General features: G+C 71.3%; 18 protein-coding genes and 1 tRNA gene. 9 read left to right on the forward strand and 10 right to left on the reverse strand.

What is annotated here, in order from left to right:
- Positions 1–104: 104 nt before the first annotated feature.
- Both MWU75_RS06605 and MWU75_RS06610 read right to left on the reverse strand, forming a co-directional pair.
- Positions 105–2,006, reverse strand: a complete 1,902-nt coding sequence (locus tag MWU75_RS06605) for a selenocysteine-specific translation elongation factor (protein ID WP_247089011.1) — start codon at positions 2,004–2,006, stop codon at positions 105–107.
- A 40-nt stretch (positions 2,007–2,046) separates the two neighbouring features.
- Positions 2,047–2,142 (reverse strand) — tRNA-Sec (locus tag MWU75_RS06610).
- A 60-nt stretch (positions 2,143–2,202) separates the two neighbouring features.
- Between MWU75_RS06610 and selD the strand changes: the two genes are divergently transcribed.
- On the forward strand, positions 2,203–3,210 hold the full coding sequence (selD, locus tag MWU75_RS06615; protein WP_247089013.1) for a selenide, water dikinase SelD: 1,008 nt from the start codon (positions 2,203–2,205) through the stop codon (positions 3,208–3,210).
- Here selD and MWU75_RS06620 read toward each other — a convergent pair.
- The 7 genes from MWU75_RS06620 to MWU75_RS06650 form a co-directional block, all read right to left on the reverse strand.
- Positions 3,203–3,832: an MFS transporter gene (locus MWU75_RS06620; RefSeq protein WP_247089015.1), complete on the reverse strand. Its 630-nt coding sequence runs from the start codon at positions 3,830–3,832 to the stop codon at positions 3,203–3,205. The genes selD and MWU75_RS06620 overlap by 8 nt on opposite strands.
- Positions 3,751–4,263, reverse strand: a complete 513-nt coding sequence (locus MWU75_RS20225) for an MFS transporter (RefSeq protein WP_247089017.1) — start codon at positions 4,261–4,263, stop codon at positions 3,751–3,753. Before MWU75_RS20225 ends, MWU75_RS06620 begins: the two co-directional genes overlap by 82 nt.
- A 52-nt stretch (positions 4,264–4,315) precedes the next feature.
- Entirely contained in the window at positions 4,316–4,609 is a 294-nt protein-coding gene (locus MWU75_RS06630; protein WP_247089019.1) for a hypothetical protein, read from the reverse strand.
- An 8-nt stretch (positions 4,610–4,617) separates the two neighbouring features.
- Positions 4,618–5,781, reverse strand: coding sequence for an NrfD/PsrC family molybdoenzyme membrane anchor subunit (nrfD, locus tag MWU75_RS06635; protein WP_247089020.1), 1,164 nt, complete (start codon positions 5,779–5,781; stop codon positions 4,618–4,620).
- Positions 5,778–6,941 (reverse strand): 4Fe-4S dicluster domain-containing protein, encoded by a 1,164-nt coding sequence (locus tag MWU75_RS06640; RefSeq protein ID WP_247089022.1) that lies wholly within the window; start codon positions 6,939–6,941, stop codon positions 5,778–5,780. Before MWU75_RS06640 ends, nrfD begins: the two co-directional genes overlap by 4 nt.
- Complete coding sequence (fdh, locus tag MWU75_RS06645; RefSeq protein WP_348647749.1) at positions 6,941–10,393, reverse strand: formate dehydrogenase; 3,453 nt, start codon at positions 10,391–10,393, stop codon at positions 6,941–6,943. The genes MWU75_RS06640 and fdh overlap by 1 nt, the downstream gene beginning before the upstream one ends.
- A gap of 88 nt (positions 10,394–10,481) precedes the next feature.
- On the reverse strand, positions 10,482–11,540 hold the full coding sequence (locus MWU75_RS06650; RefSeq protein WP_247089024.1) for a Gfo/Idh/MocA family oxidoreductase: 1,059 nt from the start codon (positions 11,538–11,540) through the stop codon (positions 10,482–10,484).
- 195 nt (positions 11,541–11,735) lie between these two features.
- On the opposite strand from MWU75_RS06650, the gene MWU75_RS06655 reads away from it, so the two are divergent.
- Together MWU75_RS06655 and MWU75_RS06660 are read left to right on the forward strand one after the other, a co-directional pair.
- Positions 11,736–13,142: a solute carrier family 23 protein gene (locus MWU75_RS06655; protein WP_247089284.1), complete on the forward strand. Its 1,407-nt coding sequence runs from the start codon at positions 11,736–11,738 to the stop codon at positions 13,140–13,142.
- Between the two features lie 153 nt (positions 13,143–13,295).
- Positions 13,296–13,799 (forward strand): hypothetical protein, encoded by a 504-nt coding sequence (locus MWU75_RS06660; RefSeq protein ID WP_247089026.1) that lies wholly within the window; start codon positions 13,296–13,298, stop codon positions 13,797–13,799.
- A 74-nt stretch (positions 13,800–13,873) separates the two neighbouring features.
- Here MWU75_RS06660 and MWU75_RS06665 read toward each other — a convergent pair whose 3' ends face one another.
- Positions 13,874–14,344, reverse strand: a complete 471-nt coding sequence (locus tag MWU75_RS06665; protein WP_247089028.1) for a DinB family protein — start codon at positions 14,342–14,344, stop codon at positions 13,874–13,876.
- A 161-nt stretch (positions 14,345–14,505) separates the two neighbouring features.
- Here MWU75_RS06665 and MWU75_RS06670 point away from each other — a divergent pair, with 161 nt between their 5' ends.
- The 6 genes from MWU75_RS06670 to MWU75_RS06695 all read left to right on the forward strand — a co-directional run bounded on the left by MWU75_RS06670 (position 14,506) and on the right by MWU75_RS06695 (position 20,043).
- Positions 14,506–15,054 carry a gamma carbonic anhydrase family protein gene (locus tag MWU75_RS06670; protein ID WP_247089286.1) on the forward strand — a complete coding sequence of 183 codons (549 nt, stop codon included), beginning with the start codon at positions 14,506–14,508 and terminating at the stop codon, positions 15,052–15,054.
- Between the two features lie 137 nt (positions 15,055–15,191).
- Positions 15,192–15,965: an inositol monophosphatase gene (locus MWU75_RS06675; RefSeq protein WP_247089029.1), complete on the forward strand. Its 774-nt coding sequence runs from the start codon at positions 15,192–15,194 to the stop codon at positions 15,963–15,965.
- Positions 15,966–16,371: 406 nt separating this feature from the next.
- Positions 16,372–17,625 carry a substrate-binding domain-containing protein gene (locus tag MWU75_RS06680; RefSeq protein WP_247089032.1) on the forward strand — a complete coding sequence of 418 codons (1,254 nt, stop codon included), beginning with the start codon at positions 16,372–16,374 and terminating at the stop codon, positions 17,623–17,625.
- Positions 17,626–17,672: 47 nt separating this feature from the next.
- The gene (locus tag MWU75_RS06685; RefSeq protein WP_247089288.1) at positions 17,673–18,413 is read left to right on the forward strand and encodes an ABC transporter ATP-binding protein; all 741 of its coding nucleotides are present in this window, start codon (positions 17,673–17,675) and stop codon (positions 18,411–18,413) included.
- Positions 18,410–19,171, forward strand: coding sequence for an ABC transporter ATP-binding protein (locus MWU75_RS06690; RefSeq protein WP_247089034.1), 762 nt, complete (start codon positions 18,410–18,412; stop codon positions 19,169–19,171). The genes MWU75_RS06685 and MWU75_RS06690 overlap by 4 nt, the downstream gene beginning before the upstream one ends.
- Positions 19,168–20,043: a branched-chain amino acid ABC transporter permease gene (locus MWU75_RS06695; RefSeq protein ID WP_247089036.1), complete on the forward strand. Its 876-nt coding sequence runs from the start codon at positions 19,168–19,170 to the stop codon at positions 20,041–20,043. The genes MWU75_RS06690 and MWU75_RS06695 overlap by 4 nt, the downstream gene beginning before the upstream one ends.
- Positions 20,044–20,102: the final 59 nt, after the last annotated feature.

Raw genomic sequence — 20,102 nt, forward strand, 5'->3', positions numbered from 1 at the left:
GCCTTGCCTCAACCAGGCTGGCCGAGGCCTGGGCGCCCCGCAACTGGTTTTCGCCGAGGGGGAGTGCGGCGACGAGCTGTGTGCGGTTCAGCCTCAGTGACGGCTCAGCGCACGACCTCGCGGAGCTGGCCGTCGAGGCGGCGCGTCCAGCCACGGGCGTCGAGGTGCTCCAGCAATGGCACCGCCACCCGACGGGTCGTCCCGAGAGCTCGGCGTGCCGCGCTGAGGGTGAACGGCTGGTTCAGCGCGGCGAGCTCGCGCATCGCCCGTGCCGGACCGTCGGGGAGCAGCACGATGTCATCGGGCAGCCGCAGCAGCCTGCCCTGGCGAGCTGCGGCCGCCAGTTCACGGGGGCCCAGGCCGAGGGCGGTGAGCTCGTCGCGCTCCGGTGCGGCGAAGGGGTTGTCTCGCAGGCGCGATTCGACGGCGACGACCGCCGACTCCGCGGCGCCGAGCCCTCCGGCCTCCGGGGTCCGGACGCGACCGTCCGTGATGGTCAGTCCGGCGGTCCGGGCCAGGTGGCGCACGAGGTCCGGTGCCAGCGGCGGCAGGTCGTGGGGGAGGGACCCGCCATCCGCACCTGGTCGCAGGTGATCGGGCAGGTCGAGGGCCTGCCCGGCCTCGCTCACCGGGACGCCCTGGCTCAGCGGGTTCTGAGCGTGGTGGTCACGGACGTGTCGGGCCAGTCGCTTCTGCCAGAGCGCCAGGGCCGAGGTGTCCACCCACCACGAGCCGACGCGCTCGCCGGCCGAGGGGCCGTGAAGTCCCAGCCTGGTCAGGACGGTGGGGTGCTCGGCGGAGCGGGAGCGCAGGCGGAGGTCGGCGGGCGATCTGGGAGCGTTGAGTTCCTCGCCGCGGTGGCGCGCGGCGCCGCGCCGCCGCAGCGGCAACGGGTCGACGTCGAGGACGTGCACCGACCAGAGGCGCCGGTCACCGGGGTCGCGGAGGACCGCGACGTCACCGACGTGCCACGGCAGGGGTTCGTCGGTGGTGAGGCGTGCGTGCCCCGCTGTGCCGTCCGTGTCAGCAAGGGGCCGCACGTGGATCGGCTGGGCAGCCGTCCCCACGTGAAGCACCGCGCGAGCCGGCAGGTGCGCCGCGACCCGACCAGGGCGCTTCGGCCCATCATGCCCGGGCTCGCTCTGCCGTCCTTTGCCAGGCCAGGCCTCCACGGGGTCGAGCCGGACGTCGATGACCTGCGCAACGGCGAATGCCCCCGGCGCCATCAGCACCGAGGCTCGGCCCACCTCGCCCGGGTCGGCCCGCCGCAGGTTGACCGCCACCCGTGAGACCGGACCCACCGAGTCGTGCGCGACGTCCTCGCTGTGCAGCCCGCGCACGACGACCTCGCGCTGGTGCTGCGCCGACAGGAGGGTCAGCCGGTCGCCGGTGCGCAGGGTGCCCGCTCCGAGCGTGCCTGTGACCACGGTGCCGGCGCCTGCGATTGTGAAGGAGCGGTCGCACCACAGCCGCACGGGTGCGTCGGAGTCCGGTGCGGGCATCCGGGCGACGAGGTCGTCGAGGGCCGCGCGCAGGCCGTCCAGGCCCTCGCCGGTCATGGCGGAGACCTGGCACACCGGGAGGGTGAGACCGGCCTGATCCAGGTGACGGACCGCCTCATCCCGGGTGGTGGCGAGCTGCTCGTCATCCACGAGGTCGCACCGGGTGAGCACCAGCACGCCGTCCCGGATGCCCAGGGCGTGGATCGCGGCCAGGTGCTCGGCGCTCTGCGCCTGCCAGCCCTGGTCCGCGGCCACGACGAACATCACCGCGGCAGTGGGCCCCAGCCCAGCGAAGGTAGTGCCCAAGAAGCGCTGATGCCCTGGCACATCGACGAACGCGACGTCCGCGCCGCTAGGCAGGGTGGTCCAGGCGAACCCGAGCTCGATGGTCAAGCCCCGTGCCTTCTCCTGCGCGAGCCGGTCGGGGTCCTGTCCGGTGAGGGCGCGCACGAGCGTGGACTTGCCGTGGTCGACGTGCCCGGCGGTGGCGAGCACCCTCTTCACCCGCGCTCCCTTCCCGTGCCGGGACCACCCGGCAAACGTCTGGCGGAGGCGAACGGGAATCGAACCCGCCAGACCGAGATGCTCGGTCTCACCGGTGTTGAAGACCGGGGGGCCCACCAGGAACCCAGACGCCTCCGTCGATCAGCCTAGCGGGGTCGGGGTCGAGCCACGCCGGCCCCGGTGGCAGGCTGTCGGCATGGAACCCATCCGCCTGACCCAGTTCGCGCGCGGCGGCGGCTGCGCGTGCAAGATCCCGGCCGGCGAGCTCGAGGAGATCATCAGCGGTCTGCAGGTCCCCGTGCCGGAAGGTGCCGGGGAGGTGCTCGTCGGGTTGGACGACGGTGACGACGCCGCAGCGGTGCGGATCGAGGGCGGCACGGCCCTGCTGTCCACGGCAGACTTCTTCACGCCGGTCACCGACGACGCTTACGACTGGGGCCGGATCGCCGCGGCCAACGCGATCTCCGACATCTACGCGATGGGTGGCACGCCGGTGATGGCGATCAACCTGGTGGCCTGGCCGCGCGAGGCCCTGCCGATCGAGCTGCTGCGCGAGGTGCTGCGCGGCGGTCTCGACGTCGCGGCGCAGGCCGGCTGCCCGGTCATCGGCGGGCACAGCATCGACGGGCCGGAGCCGATCTACGGCATGGCCGTCACCGGCACTGCCGACCCCGAGCGACTGATGCGCAACGACGCCGCCGAGGCCGGGCTGCCGATCTCGCTGACCAAGCCGCTCGGCGTCGGCGTGCTCAACAACCGGCACAAGGCCACCGGCGAGGTGAGCGCTGAGGCGGTGGCGAGCATGACCGCGCTCAACCGGGACGCGGCGGCGGGCGCCCTCGAGGCCGGCGTGCGCGCGGCGACGGACGTCACCGGGTTCGGGCTGCTGGGCCACCTCTACAAGATGTGCCGTGCCTCCGGCGTGGCCGCCCGGGTCGACGCCGGCGCCGTGCATTATGTCGCGGGGGCGCGTGAGGCGCTCGCCGCCGGCCACGTGCCGGGCGGGTCCCGTCGCAACCTGGACTGGGTGCGACCCTACGTCGCGGCCGGTCCCGGCATCAGCGAGGACGAGCTGATCCTGCTGGCCGACGCCCAGACCTCCGGCGGGCTGCTTGTCGTCGGCGAGATCCCGGGGGCGCCGGTCGTGGGGGAGACGGTGGCGGCCGGCAGCCTCGGCGACGGCATACTCATCGAGGTCAGCTGACCGCCGAGGTGCCGTCCGGGTGCTTCGGGGGCTTGGCGATGAACGGCAGGATCGCGCCGACCAGGGCCATGATGCCGACCACGGTGTAGCCCAGGACGTAGGCACCGTCCTCGCCGACGAGCCAGGAGATCAGCATGGGGCCGATGATGCCGCCGATGGACCAGCCGATGAGCATCAGGCCGTAGATGGCGCCGGCGTGCTTGACGCCGAAGAAGTCACCGGCCGTGGACGGCATCGTGCCGAACGCACCGCCGTAGCACGTGTAGATTACGGCGGCCAGGATGTAGAACAGCGCGACGTTGCCGGCGTGCGGGATCGCGAGCAAGGCCAGACCCTGGATGATGAGGATCCCCAGGAAGGCAGGCATCCGGCCGATCTTGTCGGAGATGCCGGCCCACAGGATGCGGCCGCCACCGTTGAACAGCCCCATGACGCCCACCAGGGTCGCCGCGCCCGCCGCGGTGAAACCGGCCACGTCCGTGGCGGTGTCGGCCGCGATGGAGATCAGCGCGATGCCGGCACTGACCGAGATGGTCAGGATCAGGGTGAGCAGATACCACTGGGGCGTGCTGAGGGCCTCCTGCGGTGTGAAGTCGTGACCAGCGGCGTTCTTGCGCGCCACGGGTGCGGTCGCCGGCTGACGGTCGGGGTCCGCCGGGGGGGCCTCCGCGGCCTCAGTCGCCGGCACGTCTTCCCCCGCGGCTGCGGGCGTGGGCAGGTCGTCGCCAGGGCGGCGGGCGCCGCCGCACCGGGCACCGTGTAGCCCTCGGGCGGGTTGCGGAAGACCGAGGCGCCCAGGACCCCGGCGACCAGGTAGGCGATGCCGAGCCAGAGGAAGACCTTGGTGGGGTACTGCTGGTAGTCGGCGCTGCCGGCGATCATCTGCTGGGCCAGGGGAGAGGTGATGACCGCACCGAAGCCGAAGCCGCCGACGGCGATGCCGGTGATCAGGCCGCGCTTGTCGGGGTACCACTTCTGCAGCATCGCGATCGGCACCATGTAGGCCAGCCCGAGACCGAAGCCGCCCAGCACGCCGTAGCCGAGGATGAGCATCCACAGGTCGGATTGCGTCGCGCGCGAAGCTGGCCAGCATGATGCCCAGCGACTAGATAGTGACACCCACGAGGGCGACGATCCGCGGCCCGCGCTTGTCCTGCGCGCGTCCCCCGAGGAAGCTGCCGACGAAGATCATCCCGATGGCCACGGTGAACGGCAGCGTGGCCTGCACCGGCGTCAGGTTGATCGCGGACGGCTCCGCCTGGATCGCCTTGCTGAACGTGCTCCAGGCATAGACAGCGCCGATCGCCAGCTGGACGAGCACGCCCCCCGCGAGGATCAGCAGGCGGTTGCCGCCTGCCGTGGAGGCCGGTGCCTCGGTGGTGTCCGGTGTCGTGGCCATGCGCACTCCTATCGCACGGTGACCGTGCTGTCGTGGACGGTGCCGGCGGCCCGGCGCTCCTCGAGACGTCGCTTCTGCGGGCCGACGGTGAACCTCGGGTCCTTGGCCGACTCGATGCCGGCCTCGACCATCCCGAACCGGGTCAGCGCGGAGGCGCCGGCCAGCGCCAGGCCGGAGGCGACCGCCACCGCCCGGCTGCGTCCGGCCAGCAGGGTGCCCAGGCCCCCGGCGATGGTGAGGACCTTGGCGAGCCTGAGCTTGGCTCCCGCCTCGCCGGTCCGGACGGGTTCATCCAGCTCCAGCTCCTCGAGGTGCTCCTCCAGACGGTGCATCGCGACCAGCTCGGTGGCCACCCCCAGGAGCGCGAACCGCCGGACGGGTCCGGTCTGGGAGGTCGGGGTGAGCACCATCTGCACGCCGGAGGAGGCCAGGGCGGCGGAGCCGACGAAGACGAACGGCAGCTCGCGCCGGCTCTCGAACCAGACCGGCGCCACGGTGTCAGAGAGCAGGACCGCGGTGTAGGCCGCGAGCGGCGGGGCGAAGAAGGCCTGTCCCACCGCGGCAGGGGCATCGACCGCGTCCAGCAGTCGCGCGATGACGCCGAGCGGTCCGTGCTCCGGGTGCGGCACCAGGCGCGCAACCTCCGTGGCCGTCGTCACCCCGCTGAACGCGGCGAAGCCGGACAGGATCCAGGTGCCGACCGACATCGGCGAGGTGAGCTTGACGGTGCGCATCATGTTGAGGAAGCGCTCGGGCCGGCCGAGGTCCGCCACCAGGAAGGCCCCGCTGACCGCGACGCCCGCCATCGCGGTGAGCCGGCTGTTGCGCCGCAGGAGCTCGCGGCCGGTGGCGGCGGCCCCGGTGGCGATCAGCCCAGAGCCGGCCGCGACACCACCGACGAACAGGTAGGCGGGGATCTTGTAGTCCCACGGGACCGGCTTGATGACACCTCGCCCGTAGTAGCTGGAGAACTCGGCGTCTGGCACCGCGGGCGCCTCGCGCCGCCCCCCGCCGTCGCGGTTCAGCCAGCTGGTGCCGCGGCCCGCTCGGTCAGCGACACCCTGGGCGGCGTCGGAGACCGCCCCGGAGACGGCCCCCCGCACCCCGCTGCGCCGTCGGCGCCGGCGCCCCTCCTCCGGCGGCCGGTAGCTGTCGAACGGAGAGGTGGTCACCGGCGACCCCCCAGGAACGCGGCGGCCGCGGCGGCCAGCAGGCCGGTGCCCGCCCAGCCCGCCATACGGAACATCTCGGCCAGCTTGGAGGTGGCGCAGACCGGGTCCGGCGGGAGGCCGTAGACCTCCGGCTCGTCCAGCAGCAGGAAGACCGAGCCGGTCCCGCCCACGCCGTCATCCTCGTTGGCGCCGTAGAGCCGGGCCTCGGTGAAGCCCTGCTCGTGGAGCTGGACGACCCGCTCGCGGGCGGCGGCCACCATCTCCTCGCGCTCGCCGAACCTGATGGAGGTCGTCGGGCACGTCTGGGCGCAGGCGGGCCTCTGGTCGTGCTGCAGCCGGTCGTAGCAGAGCGTGCACTTCTGGGCCACGCCGACGTTGGGCACGTGGCCGTCCGCGCGCACCGAGGCGGCCGAGTCGGTCCGTCGCTCGATGACGCCGAACGGGCAGGCGCCCACGCAGTAGCCGCAGCCGTTGCAGATGTCGGCCTGCACCACGACGGTGCCGTGCTCGCTGCGGAACAGCGCGCCGGTCGGGCACACGTCCAGGCACCCGGCGTGGGTGCAGTGCTTGCACACGTCGGAGGCCATCAGCCAGCGGAACTCCGGCAGCGGGCCGACCATCGGCGTCCCGTCGACCGTGGTGCCGTGGGCGCCGTTCTCGACGGCGTCCTTCTCGGTCAGCAGGTCACCCAGCGAGGGCCCGTGGTCCTCCGGCGGCGCCGGCAGCGTCCCGTAGCCCGCGGGCATCCCATTCTTGGGGAGGTTTTGCCCGCCGCCCGCGCCTTCTTGGGGAGATCCTGCCCGGTCCGGGAGGGAGCCCCCCGGTGCGGCGGAGGGGGCGCCGACTGACGGCATACCGAGATCGACCAGCCGGCGACCCGACTCACGGGCGGCCTCGATGCGGTCCTGGCTCTGCTCGACGAAGGCGACGTGCCGCCAGGTGCTGGCCCCCAGCCCACCGGTGTTGTCGTAGGAGTTGCCGGAGAGCTCGAGGCCGTCCAGTGGGAGGGCGTTCCACTCCTTGCAGGCGACCTCGCAGGCCTTGCAGCCGATGCAGATCGAGGTGTCGGTGAAGAAGCCCTTGCGGCTCGGCGGCTCCTCCCACCCGGCGTCCGGGGCGGGGTCCGTGCGTCCGCCGAGCTGGCGGGCGAGGTAACCCATCAGCGGTCTCCTTCCAGGTCGGGCGGGGTGTCGCTCCGGGCCACCGCGGCCCGGCGCTGCTCGATCTCGGCCGGGGCGTCGGAGAGCCGCTGGTTGCCGGTCTCGGTGGTGGCGCCGGAGCGCGACTGGTACTCGGCCACCAGACGCAGCAGCGCCTCACCGCGGGGACGACGACCGGGCTGTATGTCGCACGAGCCCACCTTGGACTCCTGGATCTGCACGTTGGGGTCCAGCACGATGCCGAGCAGGTCGTTGGCGCCGTCCCCCTCGACCACGGCGTCGCCGCCGACGCCCCAGTGGTAGGGCAGGCCGATCTGGTGGACGGTGTGGCCCTTGATCGTCAGCGGTGTCATCCGGTCGGTCACCAGCACCCGGGCCTCGATCGCGGCCCGCGGGGAGATGATCGTGGCCCACTCGCCGTTGGTCAGCCCGCGCTCCTCGGCGAGCTCGGGGGAGACCTCGCAGAACATCTCCGGCTGCAGCTCGGACAGGTAGGGCAGCCACCGGCTCATGCCGCCGGCCGTGTGGTGCTCGGTGAGCCGGTAGGTCGTGAAGACGTAGGGGTAGGCCTCGGCCCCCGGCTGGCGGCCGGACGGCGCCCACAGGTTGTCCTTGCGCGGGTAGATGAGCCGGCTGGGGTTGCTCTGCTGGGGGTAGAGCGGGTTCGGGACGGGGGACTCCTGCGCCTCGTAGTGCGTGGGCAGCGGACCGTCCACCATGCCCTTGGGCGCGAACAGCCATCCCTTGCCGTCGGCCTGCATGATGAACGGGTCATCGCCCGCGATCGCCGCAGGACCGCCCACGTCGGGGTCGGGCCGGAACGAGGGATCGCGGTCGACCGGGAAGTCGGGCACGTCCTTGCCGACCCACCTGCGCTGGTCCGCGTCCCACCAGACGTACTTCTTGCGCTCGCTCCACGGGCGGCCCTGCGGGTCCGCCGAGGCGCGGTTGTAGAGGATCCGGCGGTTCAGTGGCCAGGCCCAGCCCCACTCGGAGGCGATCTCGTCCTGCTCCTCGGGGGGCATCCGCCGGTCGGAGCGGTTGATGCCGCCGGCGAAGACCCCGGTGTAGATCCAGCAGCCGCCCGAGGTCGACCCGTCGGCCTTCATCTGCACGAAGCTGTCGAGCAGATCCCCGGCGTTGTCGCCGGCCAGGTGGTAGCCGTTGATCTCCTTGAGCACGGCCTCGCCGTCCGGCTCGCCGTGCTCGTCGACCGGGTAGTCCCAGGTCAGGTCGAGCAGCGGGCGGTCCCGCTCGTCGGTTGACCCGGCGAGCCGCTCGCGGATCCGCTTGCCCAGGTCGTAGAAGAACTGCAGCTCGCTGCGGGCGTCGCCCGGCGGGTGGACCGCCTGGTGGCGCCACTGCAGCATCCGCTGGGTCTGGGTGAAGGTCCCCGACTTCTCCACGTGGTTGGCCGCGGGGAAGAAGAAGACCTCGGTGTCGATGTCCTCGGTGCGCAGCTCGCCGGTGGCGATCTCGGGGGAGTCCTTCCAGAAGGTCGCGGTCTCGATGAGCTGGAAGTCGCGCACCACGACCCACTTCAGGTGGGTCAGCGCCATCCGCTGCATCTTGCCGTGCGCCGACCCGACCGCCGGGTTCTGCCCCAGCACGAAGTAGCCCTCGACCTCGTCCTCGAGCATGGCCAGGGCGGTCTGGTAGGTGCCGTGCGCGCCGGTCAGCCTGGGCAGGTAGTCGTAGCAGAAGTCGTTCTCGGGCGTGGCCGCCTCACCCCACCAGGCCTTGAGCAGGCTGGCGGTGTAGGCATCGGCGTTGGTCCAGAAGCCCTTCTGCAGCGGGGAGGCGATGGAGGCCAGGTAGTCCTCCAGGGTGTCGTGCTGACCCACCATCGGCATCGGCAGGTAGCCGGGCAGGATGTTGAACAGCGTCGGGATGTCGGTGGACCCCTGGATGCTGGCGTGGCCGCGCAGCGCCATGATGCCGCCACCCGGCCGGCCCATGTTGCCCATCAGCAGCTGCAGTATGGCGGCGGTCCGTATGAACTGCGCCCCCAGGCTGTGCTGGGTCCAGCCGAGTGCGTAGGCGAAGCAGGTGGTCCGCTCCCGGCCCGAGTTCTCGGTGAGCGCGCTCGCCACCTCCTCGAACAGCTCGACCGGGATGCCACAGACCTCCTGCACCATCTCCGGCGTGTAGCGCTCGTAGTGGCGCTTGAGGATCTGGAAGACCGAACGTGGGTGCTGCAGGGTCTCATCCCGTATGACGTTCGCGTGCGAGAGCGCTGCACCCGCGGCCCCCAGCTCGTGTCCGGCCGCCCGCGCCCGCTGCCTGGCGCCGTGCTCGTCCCCGGCGGGTTCGTCGATCTGACCCTCGGAGGAGGCCCCGCCGTCCAGGGCCTCGCCGCCGATCGAGGCACCGCCCGCGGGACCATCGCCCGCGGGACCACCGGGCTCGGGAGAGGTGCCCTCGGGAGCCTCGCGCTCGGCATACGACCAGGACGAGATGTCATAGGTGCCGGTCTCGGGGTCGAAGCCGGAGAAGATGCCACCCAGGTCCTCGGTGTCAACGAAGTCGTCGTTGATGAGCGTCGCGGCGTTGGTGTAGGAGACCACGTAGTCGTGGAAGTAGAGCTCCTTGGTCAGCACGTGGTTGATCAGGCCGCCGAGCAGCACCACGTCGGTGCCGGCCCGCAGGGGGACGTGCGTGTCAGCGATCGCCGAGGTGCGTGTGAACCGGGGGTCGATGTGGATGACGCGCGCGCCCCGTGCCTTGGCCTCGGAGACCCACTGGAAGCCCACGGGATGGCACTCGGCCATGTTGGAGCCCTGGATGATGACGCAGTCGGCGTTGGCCATGTCCTGCAGGGACTGGGTGGCGCCGCCACGACCGAACGAGGATCCCAGACTGGGAACCGTGGAGCTGTGTCATATGCGGGCCTGGTTCTCGATCTGGATCGCCCCGGAAGCTGTGTACAGCTTCTTCATGAGGTAGTTCTCCTCGTTGTCGAGGGTGGCTCCCCCGAGCGAGGCGATGCCCATCGTGCGGCGCAGGCGCCGGCCCTTGTCGTCGAGCTCCTGCCACTTGTTCTCGCGGGCCTGCAGGTAGCGGTCGGCCACCATGTCCATGGCCTTGTCCAGCTCGATGCGCTGGAACTCGGTCCCGCCGGGCGCGCGGTAGAGGACGTGCGTCTGGCGGGTGGGGGAGTTGACCAGCTGCTCGCTGGCGGCTCCCTTGGGGCACAGTCGCCCCCGGCTGACAGGGGAGTCGGGGTCGCCCTCGATCTGCACGACCTTCTCGTCCTTGACGAAGACGTTCTGGCCGCAGCCGACGGCGCAGTAGGGGCAGACGCTCTTGACGACGCGGTCGGCGGTCGTGGTGCGCGCCTCCACCTCCCGCGTGCGCCGCGAGGTCACCGCCGCCCCGCGCCCCAGGAGGTCGCCGGTGGCGAACTGCCGCAGGACGGGCCAGCCCAGGAAGGTCGAGTCCTTGGGAGCTATGTCATCCTCCACGCCGAGTGTCTGCTCACCGTAGCGGGGCCCGGGGGTTTTCGGCACGTGGACGCGTAGACCGGGCGGGTCGCGGGCGTCAGGGGGTGGGGGCCGGTGCGGGCGAGGGGGTGACTTCGCCGGGGTAGACCACGCCGATCTGGCGGCGGATCTCGTCGGTCGTGGTCAGTATGCCGATCGTCTCCTCCAGCGGAAGCAGCGGCGAGTCCGTGGTCCCGTCCGCGACGAGCTGGGCCAGGTGGGCCGCGGGGTAGACGAGGCCCTCGTGGCCGAGGATCCGGCCGGGATCGGCCGTCAGGGTCGTGTGGCCGGTGCTGACCCTCAGCGGGACGGGCGTGTAGAAGTCGGCCGGCAGGTCGACCCGGGCGAGGGTGCCGATCACCTGGGCCGTGGTGTGCGTCCGCGCGGTGAGCGAGGTCGTCAGGACGGCCTCGGCCGCACCCGCGCGCAGCACGGCCCGGACGTGCTCGTCGATCCCGGCCGCGGTGAGCTGGCCCGTGGCGGTCACCTGCTCAGGTGGTCCCAGCACCAGGGAGGCGAAGGAGACCGGATAGATCCCGAGGTCGAGCAGCGCACCGCCGGCGAGGGCCGGATCGTGCAACCGCACGGCGTCCTCGGGCGGGATCCGCAGCCCGAAGTCGGCAGTGACCGAGACGACCTCGCCGAGCGCACCGTCGGTGAGCAGCTGGCGCAGCACGTCGGTCCCGGGGAGGAAGCGGGTCCACATCGCCTCCAGCGCCACGACGCCGGCGGCCGTGGCTGCGTCGGCGACCTCTCGTGCCTCGGTGGCGTTGCGGGTGAAGGCCTTCTCGACGAGGACGTGCTTGCCCGCGGCGATCGCCAGGAGCGCCTGCGCGTGGTGGTGGGAGTGGGGCGTGGCGACGTAGACCACGTCGACCTGTGGGTCGGCGACCAGTGACTCGTAGCTGGTGTGCACCCGCGGGATCTCGAACTCCGCGGCGAACGCCTCGGCTCGTTCGGGGGAGCGAGATCCCACGGCCACGAGCTGCTGCCGGGAGTGCTTCTGCACGCTGCGCGCGAAGGCGTGGGCGATGCCTCCCGGTCCGAGGATGCCCCAGCGCAGAGGGGGCGCGAGCGAGGGGTCCGGGACGCGACTGACCGGAAGCGAGGTGATCACGCGCGCAACGCTAGACCGGGTTCCGCGTCGGGCAGGCCAGGCGACCTGCAAAACCACTACCAAAATGCGTGGCGGGCCTACAAAACCACTATCAAAATGGGGGATAGGATCACGCGGGCTGACCCCTCCAACCCGGCCCACGGCATACGAACGGCGTTGCCGTCACCCACGACTGCTGAGGAGACCCGCGTGAGCCTGTGGCGCGTGCACGGTAACGGATATCGCATCGAGCCCGGCCAGGTGGTGGCCCCTGGGGAGCGGCTGGCCTGGGCGCCCACCATCGGGATCGGGATGCAGCACGTCGTCGCCATGTTCGGCGCGACCTTCCTGGTGCCGCTGATCACCGGCTTCCCGCCGAGCACGACGCTGCTGTTCAGCGGTGTCGGCACGCTGCTCTTCCTGCTCATCACCGGCAACCGGGTGCCGTCCTACCTCGGCTCGTCCTTCGCCTTCCTCGCCCCGATCGCCGCCGCCCAGACCCAGCACGGGCCGGCCGGTGCGCTCGGCGGCATCGTCATGGCGGGTGCGGCGCTGTTCCTCATCGGCCTCATCGTGCAGGCGGTCGGGCACGGGTGGATCAGCCGCCTGATGCCGCCCATGGTGACCGGCGCGATCGTCGCCCTGATCGGCCTCAACCTCGCGCCCGCTGCCTGGAACAACGTCAAGGAGGCGCCCACCACCGCCTTCGCGACGCTGCTGGCGATCGTCCTCTGCACGGTGCTCTTCCGCGGTCTGCTGGGTCGCCTGTCGATCCTGCTGGGTGTGCTCGTCGGGTATGCCGTGGCTGCCGTCCGCGGGGAGGTGGACACCGGCGCGATCGGCGAGGCGGGCTGGTTCGGGGCGCCGGAGTTCATGGCACCGGAGATCCACTGGAACGTCGTCGGGCTCTTCCTGCCGGTGGTGCTCGTGCTGGTCGCCGAGAACATCGGGCACGTGAAGTCTGTGGCCCAGATGACCGACAACTCCTCCGAGGCGCTGGACCCCTATCTCGGCCGCACGCTGATGGCCGACGGCCTGGCCACCACGCTCGCCGGTGCCGGTGGTGGGTCGGGGACGACGACCTATGCCGAGAACATCGGGGTCATGGCGGCGACCAAGGTCTACTCGACCGCCGCCTACTGGGTCGCCGGACTCACCGCGGTCGGGCTGGCCTTCCTGCCCAAGTTCGGTGCCGCGATCCAGACCGTCCCCGTGGGGGTGCTCGGCGGTGCGGCGACGGTGCTCTACGGCATGATCGGCGTGCTCGGCTTCCGGATCTGGGTCGAGCACCGGGTCGACTTCGGCAACCCGATCAACCTGACCACCGGTGCGGTGTCGCTCATCGTGGGCATCGCCAACTACAGCTGGACCGCCGGTGACCTGGTCTTCGAGGGCATCGCGCTGGGGACGGCCGCCGCCCTGATCCTCTACCACGGCATGAATGCCATCAACAGGTTGACCGGCGCGGTCGCCAGCGAGGGCGACCACCTGCAGGTCGGTGGCCCCACCAACCCCGAGCCGGAGTTCGCGCGGCCCAGCTGGCAGGACCCGGCACAGCACGATCCGACCCTGCAGGATCTGGGCCAGCATGATCCGACCGGACAGAACCCCCACCCCCGGTGACCCGAGTGCTCACCGGCGTGGCCAGGAGGGGCCGGCTCACGGCATACTGGCTGGCTCACGCGGGAGAGGGGCATGCCCGATGACACGGCGACCAGGTGGATGGAGCGCTGCCGGTGAGGCGGCCCGGGCGACTCGGACGCGTCGTTCCCACCGGTGACCCGTGACGACCTGCTCGACGCACTCTGGGAGATCGCCGACCTGGACGGCGAGAGACCCGAGGTCGACCTGATCCGCGAGGTCGGTGACGACGCGTGGCTCGCCGTGCACGTGGAGTGCCTGACGCAGGCTGGCTTCCCTCCCACGAGCAACGACGACCAGGCGGTGCGGTGGGACACCCCGGCCGAGCAGTCAGACGCGTTTGCTCTCGCGGAGTTCACCTGCGCCGCGCAGTATCCGCGGCTGATGGCCTATCAGCAGCCCTACTCCGCCGAGCAACTGGCCCTCATGTACGACTGGATGGTCGAGGAGACCATCCCGTGCCTGGCCGGCGAGGGTTACGAGGTCACGGACGTGATCTCGCTGGAAGCCTTCCGCGCGAGCTATGCGCCAGAGTCCGGCTTCTGGACGCCTGATGCTGGGGTTCCGGGCGGGGTTCCGCTCGCGATCCAGGGCAGGTGCCCTCACATGCCACCGCAGGAAGTTCTCTACGGGGAGTAGACGTGAGGTCGTCCGCCCGGCCAGACGGCGCCCTCCCCGACCCGTCTGCGTCTGGCCGCAGCCTCTGATGCGGTTCACCGTGCCGCGCGCAGCTGCTCCACCAGGATGTCGCCGTGGCCGGCGTGCCGGGCCAGCTCGGCGATCAGGTGCCCGTAGAGGTAGCGCAGGCTCAGCCGCCCGTGCGGTCCGGAGAACTGTGCGTCGAGCTCGTGGGCTGAGGCGATGCGCCGCGACTCCTCGCACGCGGCCCGATAGTCCTGCAGCACGGAGGCGATGGTGTGCTCGTCGGTGACCAGAAAGCTCTCGTCGACCGTCTCGGGGATGCCGACCTCGACCCGCGAGAGGCCCTGCACCCGGTGGTGGAACCAGACCTTCTCCACGTAGGTGGCGTGCGTGACCAGACCCAGCGGTGTCGTGAGTGAGGGCACCAGCCGGCGGCGGGCCTCCTCCTCGCTGAGTCCGTCGAGCAGCGTTGCGATCGCCTCGCGCTGCGTGTCGACGAAACCCTCGAGGACGGCACGCTCGTCGGCGGTGTAGAAGGCCACGCGGACAGACTAGTCAGACCGACGATCCGTCCCGCCGGGGCAGGACGTGTCGCGCGATTAGTGTCGGCACCCGACCGGCGAGTGGCGGCTGAGGGCGACGACCCGGCCCCCGGCATACTGACCTCATGACTGACTCGCCCGATCACCGGCCGGATGCACCGATGAGTGCCGGGCAGACCAGGCCCTCCGGCGGACTGGTGCTGCCATTGGGGGACCGGGTGCCCGACATCCATCCGGACGCCTGGCTGGCGCCGCAGAGTGTGGTCTCAGGGCGGGTGCGGATCGGTGCCGGGAGCAGCATCTGGTACGGCGCGTCCGTGCGCGCGGACGCCGAGGACATCACCATCGGGCAGAACTCCAACCTCCAGGACAACGCGGTCATCCATGCGGATGTGGGCTTCCCGGCGGTGGTGGGCGACGACGTCTCGGTCGGGCACGCCGCGGTCCTGCACGGGTGCACCGTCGGGGAGGGGACCATCGTCGGCATGGGGTCGGTCGTCCTCAACGGTGCCGTGATCGGTGCCGGGAGCCTCGTGGCCGCTGGTGCCGTGGTGCTCGAGGGCACGCAGGTGCCGCCCGGCTCGCTCGTCGCGGGCGTTCCGGCCAAGGTCCGTCGGGCGCTGACCGAGGAGGAGCGCGCGGGCCTGCGGGAGTCGATCGGCCACTACCCGAGTCTGGCCGCCATGCACCGCGAGGCGCTCTCCGACTGACTGCGGCCCTGTCGGACAGCACCGGTGGGAGCGGTGGTGACCGTGCCCGGTCCACGCCGACCGCTCGGGCACCCCCGTGCCCGACGCCCGGCAGCACCGGGCGGGTGACCCCTCGGGTGCTGAGCTACGTTGAGGGCGTGGACACGGACGAGGTGCTGGCCCTGCTGCAGGAGGTGGCCGAGGAGGTCATCAACCCCCGGTTCCGGGCTCTCGCCGACCACCAGGTCCTGGAGAAGAACCCGGGCGACCTGGTCACCGTCGCCGACCGGGAGGCCGAGGTCCTCATCACCCGCAGGCTGCGGGAGGCCTACCCGGAGGCCGTGGTGCTGGGCGAGGAGCACTTCGAGGAGAACCCTGACGTCCTGACCGCCTATGCCGCGGCTCCGCACGCCTTCACCGTCGACCCGATCGACGGCACCAAGAACTTCGTCAGGGGCAGCAAGGACCACGGGGTGATGGTGGCCGAGCTCCGGGGACCACACGTGGTACGGAGCTGGATCTGGCAGCCGCAGCACCAGGTGGCCTACGTCGCCGAGCAGGGCGCCGGCGCCTTCCGTAACGGGGAGCGCCTCACCCGGCCGTCGGTGGCCAGTCCGGCGGAGCCCCGGGGCGTGACCTCGTATCGCAAGTGGATCGGCACGAGCCTGGGGGAGTTCCCGCCGATGGAACTCACCTGGGTCTGCTGCGCCGTCGACTACCCCATGCTCGTGCAGGGGGCCGCAGACTACATCGTCTACCGGGGGCGGCAGCCGTGGGACCACGCGCCGGGATCGCTGCTGGTCAGCGAGGCGGGCGGTTTCCTGGGCACCTTCGACGGCGAGGCCTACGACGCCAGGACGATTCCTGCGCGGGGGATCGTGGGTGCCGCCAGCCGGGAGCTGTATGACGTGCTGGTGCCCCTGATCCCGTAGGGGGTTCGTCGCGCGACGCGGTGCTCCTCTGTGTGTCGAGCGGTGGGCTTGGCGAGCACGAACGCGACCTGCTGCGGCGACGGCCACGGCACCCGGCGCCCGCCCGCCGTCTTCGATCGCCCTTTGGTTCTTGAGGCCGACTGCAGCCAGCCCGAGGATCACGTAGGCGCTCGAAGACGCCTGGGTGGGGCTGACGGTCCGCGACACGACGCCGGGGCTGACGGTCCGCGACACGACGCGATGCACGCGCTCGGTAGGGCGGGCGGCGCGCCACAAGGACGCTCGGGTGTGCGTCGTGACCACATCGTGACCTGTGTCGCGTTGACTTCCCACGGCCCCGCCGTTAGCGTTTCGCCGAAACCTGAATCACCTTTCAGGTTTGGAGAGTCACACAAAGGAGTGCTCGATGTCCCGCAAGTCCCTCATGGCCCTGTCGGTGGCCGCGGTCCTGGCGCTGGCAGCGTGCGCCCCGTCCGCCTCCGACGACGACAACGGCAACAACGACGACGAAACCACCCCCGGCGGCGGCGCGACCGACGACAGCGCGGCCACGGCGGAGGACGCCGGCGGCGGCGAGCCGTTCAAGGTCGGCATCATCTACTCGGAGACCGGTCCGCTGGCGGCCTACGGTGAGCAGTACAAGGCCGGTCTGGAGGCCGGCATCGACTACGCCACCGACGGCAGCGGCGCCATCGACGGTCGCGAGATCGAGATCACCTACCGCGACGACACCGGTGTCCCGGACACCGCCGTGGCCGCGGCCAAGGACCTCATCGGCCAGGACTACAAGATCCTGGGCGGCACCATCGTCTCCGGCATCGCGGTCGCGATGGCCGAGCAGGCCGAGCAGAACGAGATCCTCTACATCTCCGGGCCGGCCGCCGTCGACGCCCTGACCGGTGTCAACGACTACACCTTCCGCTCCGGCCGGCAGAGCCTGCAGGACGTCGCCACCGCCGGCGCGTTCCTGGACGGCGAGGGCCAGAAGGTCGTCGTCTTCGCGCAGGACAACGCGTTCGGGCAGGGCAACCTGGCCGCCGTCGAGGCGGTCCTCGGCGGCGAGGGTGCCGAGGTCTCCAGCGTGCTGGTGCCCGAGGACGCCACCGAGTTCACCCCCTTCGCCGCGCAGCTGAAGGAGGCGCAGCCGGACATGATCTTCGTGGCCTGGGCCGGCGCCACCTCCGCCAACATGTGGCAGTCGCTGGAGCAGCAGGAGGTCTTCGACGTCGCCCCGGTCGTCACCGGTCTGGGTGACTCGGTCACCTTCGACGCCTACGGCCCGGTCGCCGAGAACATCAGCTTCCTCAACCACTACTTCCCGGGCGCGCCGGACAACGAGATCAACGACGCGATGGTCGAGGCCATCGAGGCGGCCGGCAGCACGCCGGACCTGTTCAGCCCCGACGGCTTCGTCGCCGGCCAGATGATCGTCCACGCGCTCACCGAGGGTGAGAACGACGTCAACGCGATGATCGACGCGCTCGAGGGCTGGGAGTTCCAGGGCCCGAAGGGTGACTACACCATCCGCGAGAGCGACCACGCCCTCATCCAGGACATGTACACCGCCAAGCTGGTCGCCGACGGTGACTCCTGGAAGCCCGAGCTCCTCTCGGTCGTGCCGGGCGCGGACGTCGCACCGCCGGAGGCGTCCGGCAAGTGACGGCCCCCCAGCCCACCAGCGCGGGAGCGGCCACCGCCGCTCCCGCGCTGGAGGTCCGGGACCTGTCCCTGCGCATCGGCGGGGCGCAGATCCTGGAAGACATCAGCTTCACCGTGCCGACCGGTCAGATCGTCGGCGTCATCGGTCCCAACGGGGCCGGCAAGACGACGCTGTTCAACCTGGTCTCCGGCGTGATGACACCGACCAGCGGGACCGTGCTGCTGGACGGCCGTGACGTCACCGGACGCTCGGTCACCCAGCGTGCCGTCGCCGGGCTCGGCCGGACCTTCCAGACGTCCTCGATCTTCCCCGCCCTCTCGGTCGAGGAGAACGTCCGCCTGGCTGCCCAGGTCGCCGAGGGCCGCGCGCTGTCGCTGCTCACGTTCCCCCGCCGGAACGACCGCGCCAGCAGCCGCGCCCGCGACCTGCTCGGCGAGGTGGGCCTGGCCCACCGTGGAGCGCACCGGGCCGGTGACCTGCCGCACGGCGACAAGCGCAAGCTGGAGATCGCGATGCTGCTGGCGACCAACCCCTCGGTCGTCCTCCTCGACGAGCCGATGGCCGGCGTGGCCTCCGGCGACGTCGCCGGGCTGACCGAGGTGATCCGCAGCCTGCACACCGACCACGGGTGCACCGTGCTGATGGTCGAGCACCACATGGAGGTCCTGCTCGGCCTCGTCGAGCGCGTCGCCGTGCTCCACTTCGGGCACCTGCTCGCCCTGGACACCCCGGAGGCGGTCATGGCCGACCCCACCGTCCAGAGCGCCTACCTGGGAGAGTCAGTATGACGTCCGCCACCCGGCCTGACCCCGTCACCACCGAGACGGTCACCGACGCGGTCCTGTCCGTGCGCGGGCTGCAGGCCCACGTCGCCGGGCAGCAGGTCGTCGAGCACGTCGACCTCGACGTCGCCGCGGCCGGTGTCACCGCGCTGCTGGGCCGCAACGGGGTCGGCAAGACCTCCACGATCAAGGCGATCATGGGCCTGATCAGCCGGTCCGGCACGGTCACCCTCGACGGTCAGGACATCGCCTCGCTGCCGACCCACAAGGTGGCCCAGCTCGGCGTCGGCTACGTGCCCGAGGACCGCGAGGTCTTCTCGGGCCTGACCGTCAGCGAGAACCTGCGCATCGCCGAGCGTCCCGGGCACGACCACCGCTACGGCCTGGTCTACGAGCTCTTCCCCGAGCTCAAGGAGCGGGCCGGCCAGGCCGCCGGCACCCTGTCCGGCGGTCAGCAGCAGATGGTCTCCCTGGCCCGCGCGCTGCTCAACGACAACCGGGTGCTGCTCGTCGACGAGCCCACCAAGGGCCTGGCCCCCCGGCTCGTGCAGGAGGTCGGCAAGGTGCTGGCCCGCGCCGCCGAGGCCGTGCCCGTGCTCCTCGTCGAGCAGAACCTCCAGGTGGTGCGCGAGCTGGCGCACCACGCCGTCGTCCTCACCGGCGGGCGCAGCGTCCACCACGGACCCGCCGCCGAGTTCCTTAACGACCCCGAGGCCACGCAGCGCCTGCTGGGCGTGCACACCGGTGCGGAGGGAGCTGCATGAGCACCGTCATTCTCCTGGCCATCACGGGCGTGGGCCTGGGAGCCATCTACTTCCTGGTCGCCTGCGGGCTGTCCCTGATCTACGGCCTGATGGGCGTGCTGAACTTCGCCCACGGCGTCTTCCTGGCCTTCGGGGCCTTCCTCGGCTTCGAGATCGCCAACGCGATGGGCGCCACCACCTGGGCTGGCTTCGCGGTGTCGCTGCTGGTCGGTGCCCTCGCCGGCGCCGTCTTCGCGGCCCTCACCGAGCGCATCCTCGTGCAGCGGCTCTACAACCGGCACATCGAGCAGGTCCTGGTCACCGTCGGCCTCGCGCTGGCCGCCGTCGCCCTGTTCGACGGCATCTGGGGCACCGACCCGCGGTTCCCCTCCGCGCCGGCCTGGCTCAACGAGACCACCAACATCGCCGGGGCCAACGTGCCCAACGACCGGTTCGTCGCGATCCTGGCCGCGGTGGCCGTGCTCGTGGCGATCGTGCTGTTCCTGAAGAAGACGCGCTACGGCATGATCATCCGCGCCGGCGTCGAGAACCGCTCGATGGTCACCGCCCTGGGCATCGACGTGCGCACCGCGTTCACCCTGGTCTTCACCATCGGCGGTGCGGCCGCCGGGCTGGGCGGGGTGCTCGCCTCGCACTACTTCGGCTACGTCTCCCCGCTGCTGGGGCAGACCCTACTGATCTTCGCGTTCATCGTCACCGTCATCGGTGGCCTCGGCTCGCTGCTGGGTGCCGCGATCGCCTCCGTGCTCGTGGCCCTGCTGCAACAGTTCGCCAACTTCTACCTGTCGGGCACCGGCGACTTCGCCGTCGTCATCCTGCTCGCCGTGGTGCTGCTCACCCGACCGTCCGGACTCATGGGGAGGAAGGCATGACCACCATGAACACCAGGGGCACGGACGAGACCAGCGCCGAGAAGTCGGTCGAGAAGAAG

This window comes from Ornithinimicrobium sp. F0845 (assembly GCF_023015765.1).
Lineage (GTDB): Bacteria > Actinomycetota > Actinomycetes > Actinomycetales > Dermatophilaceae > Ornithinicoccus.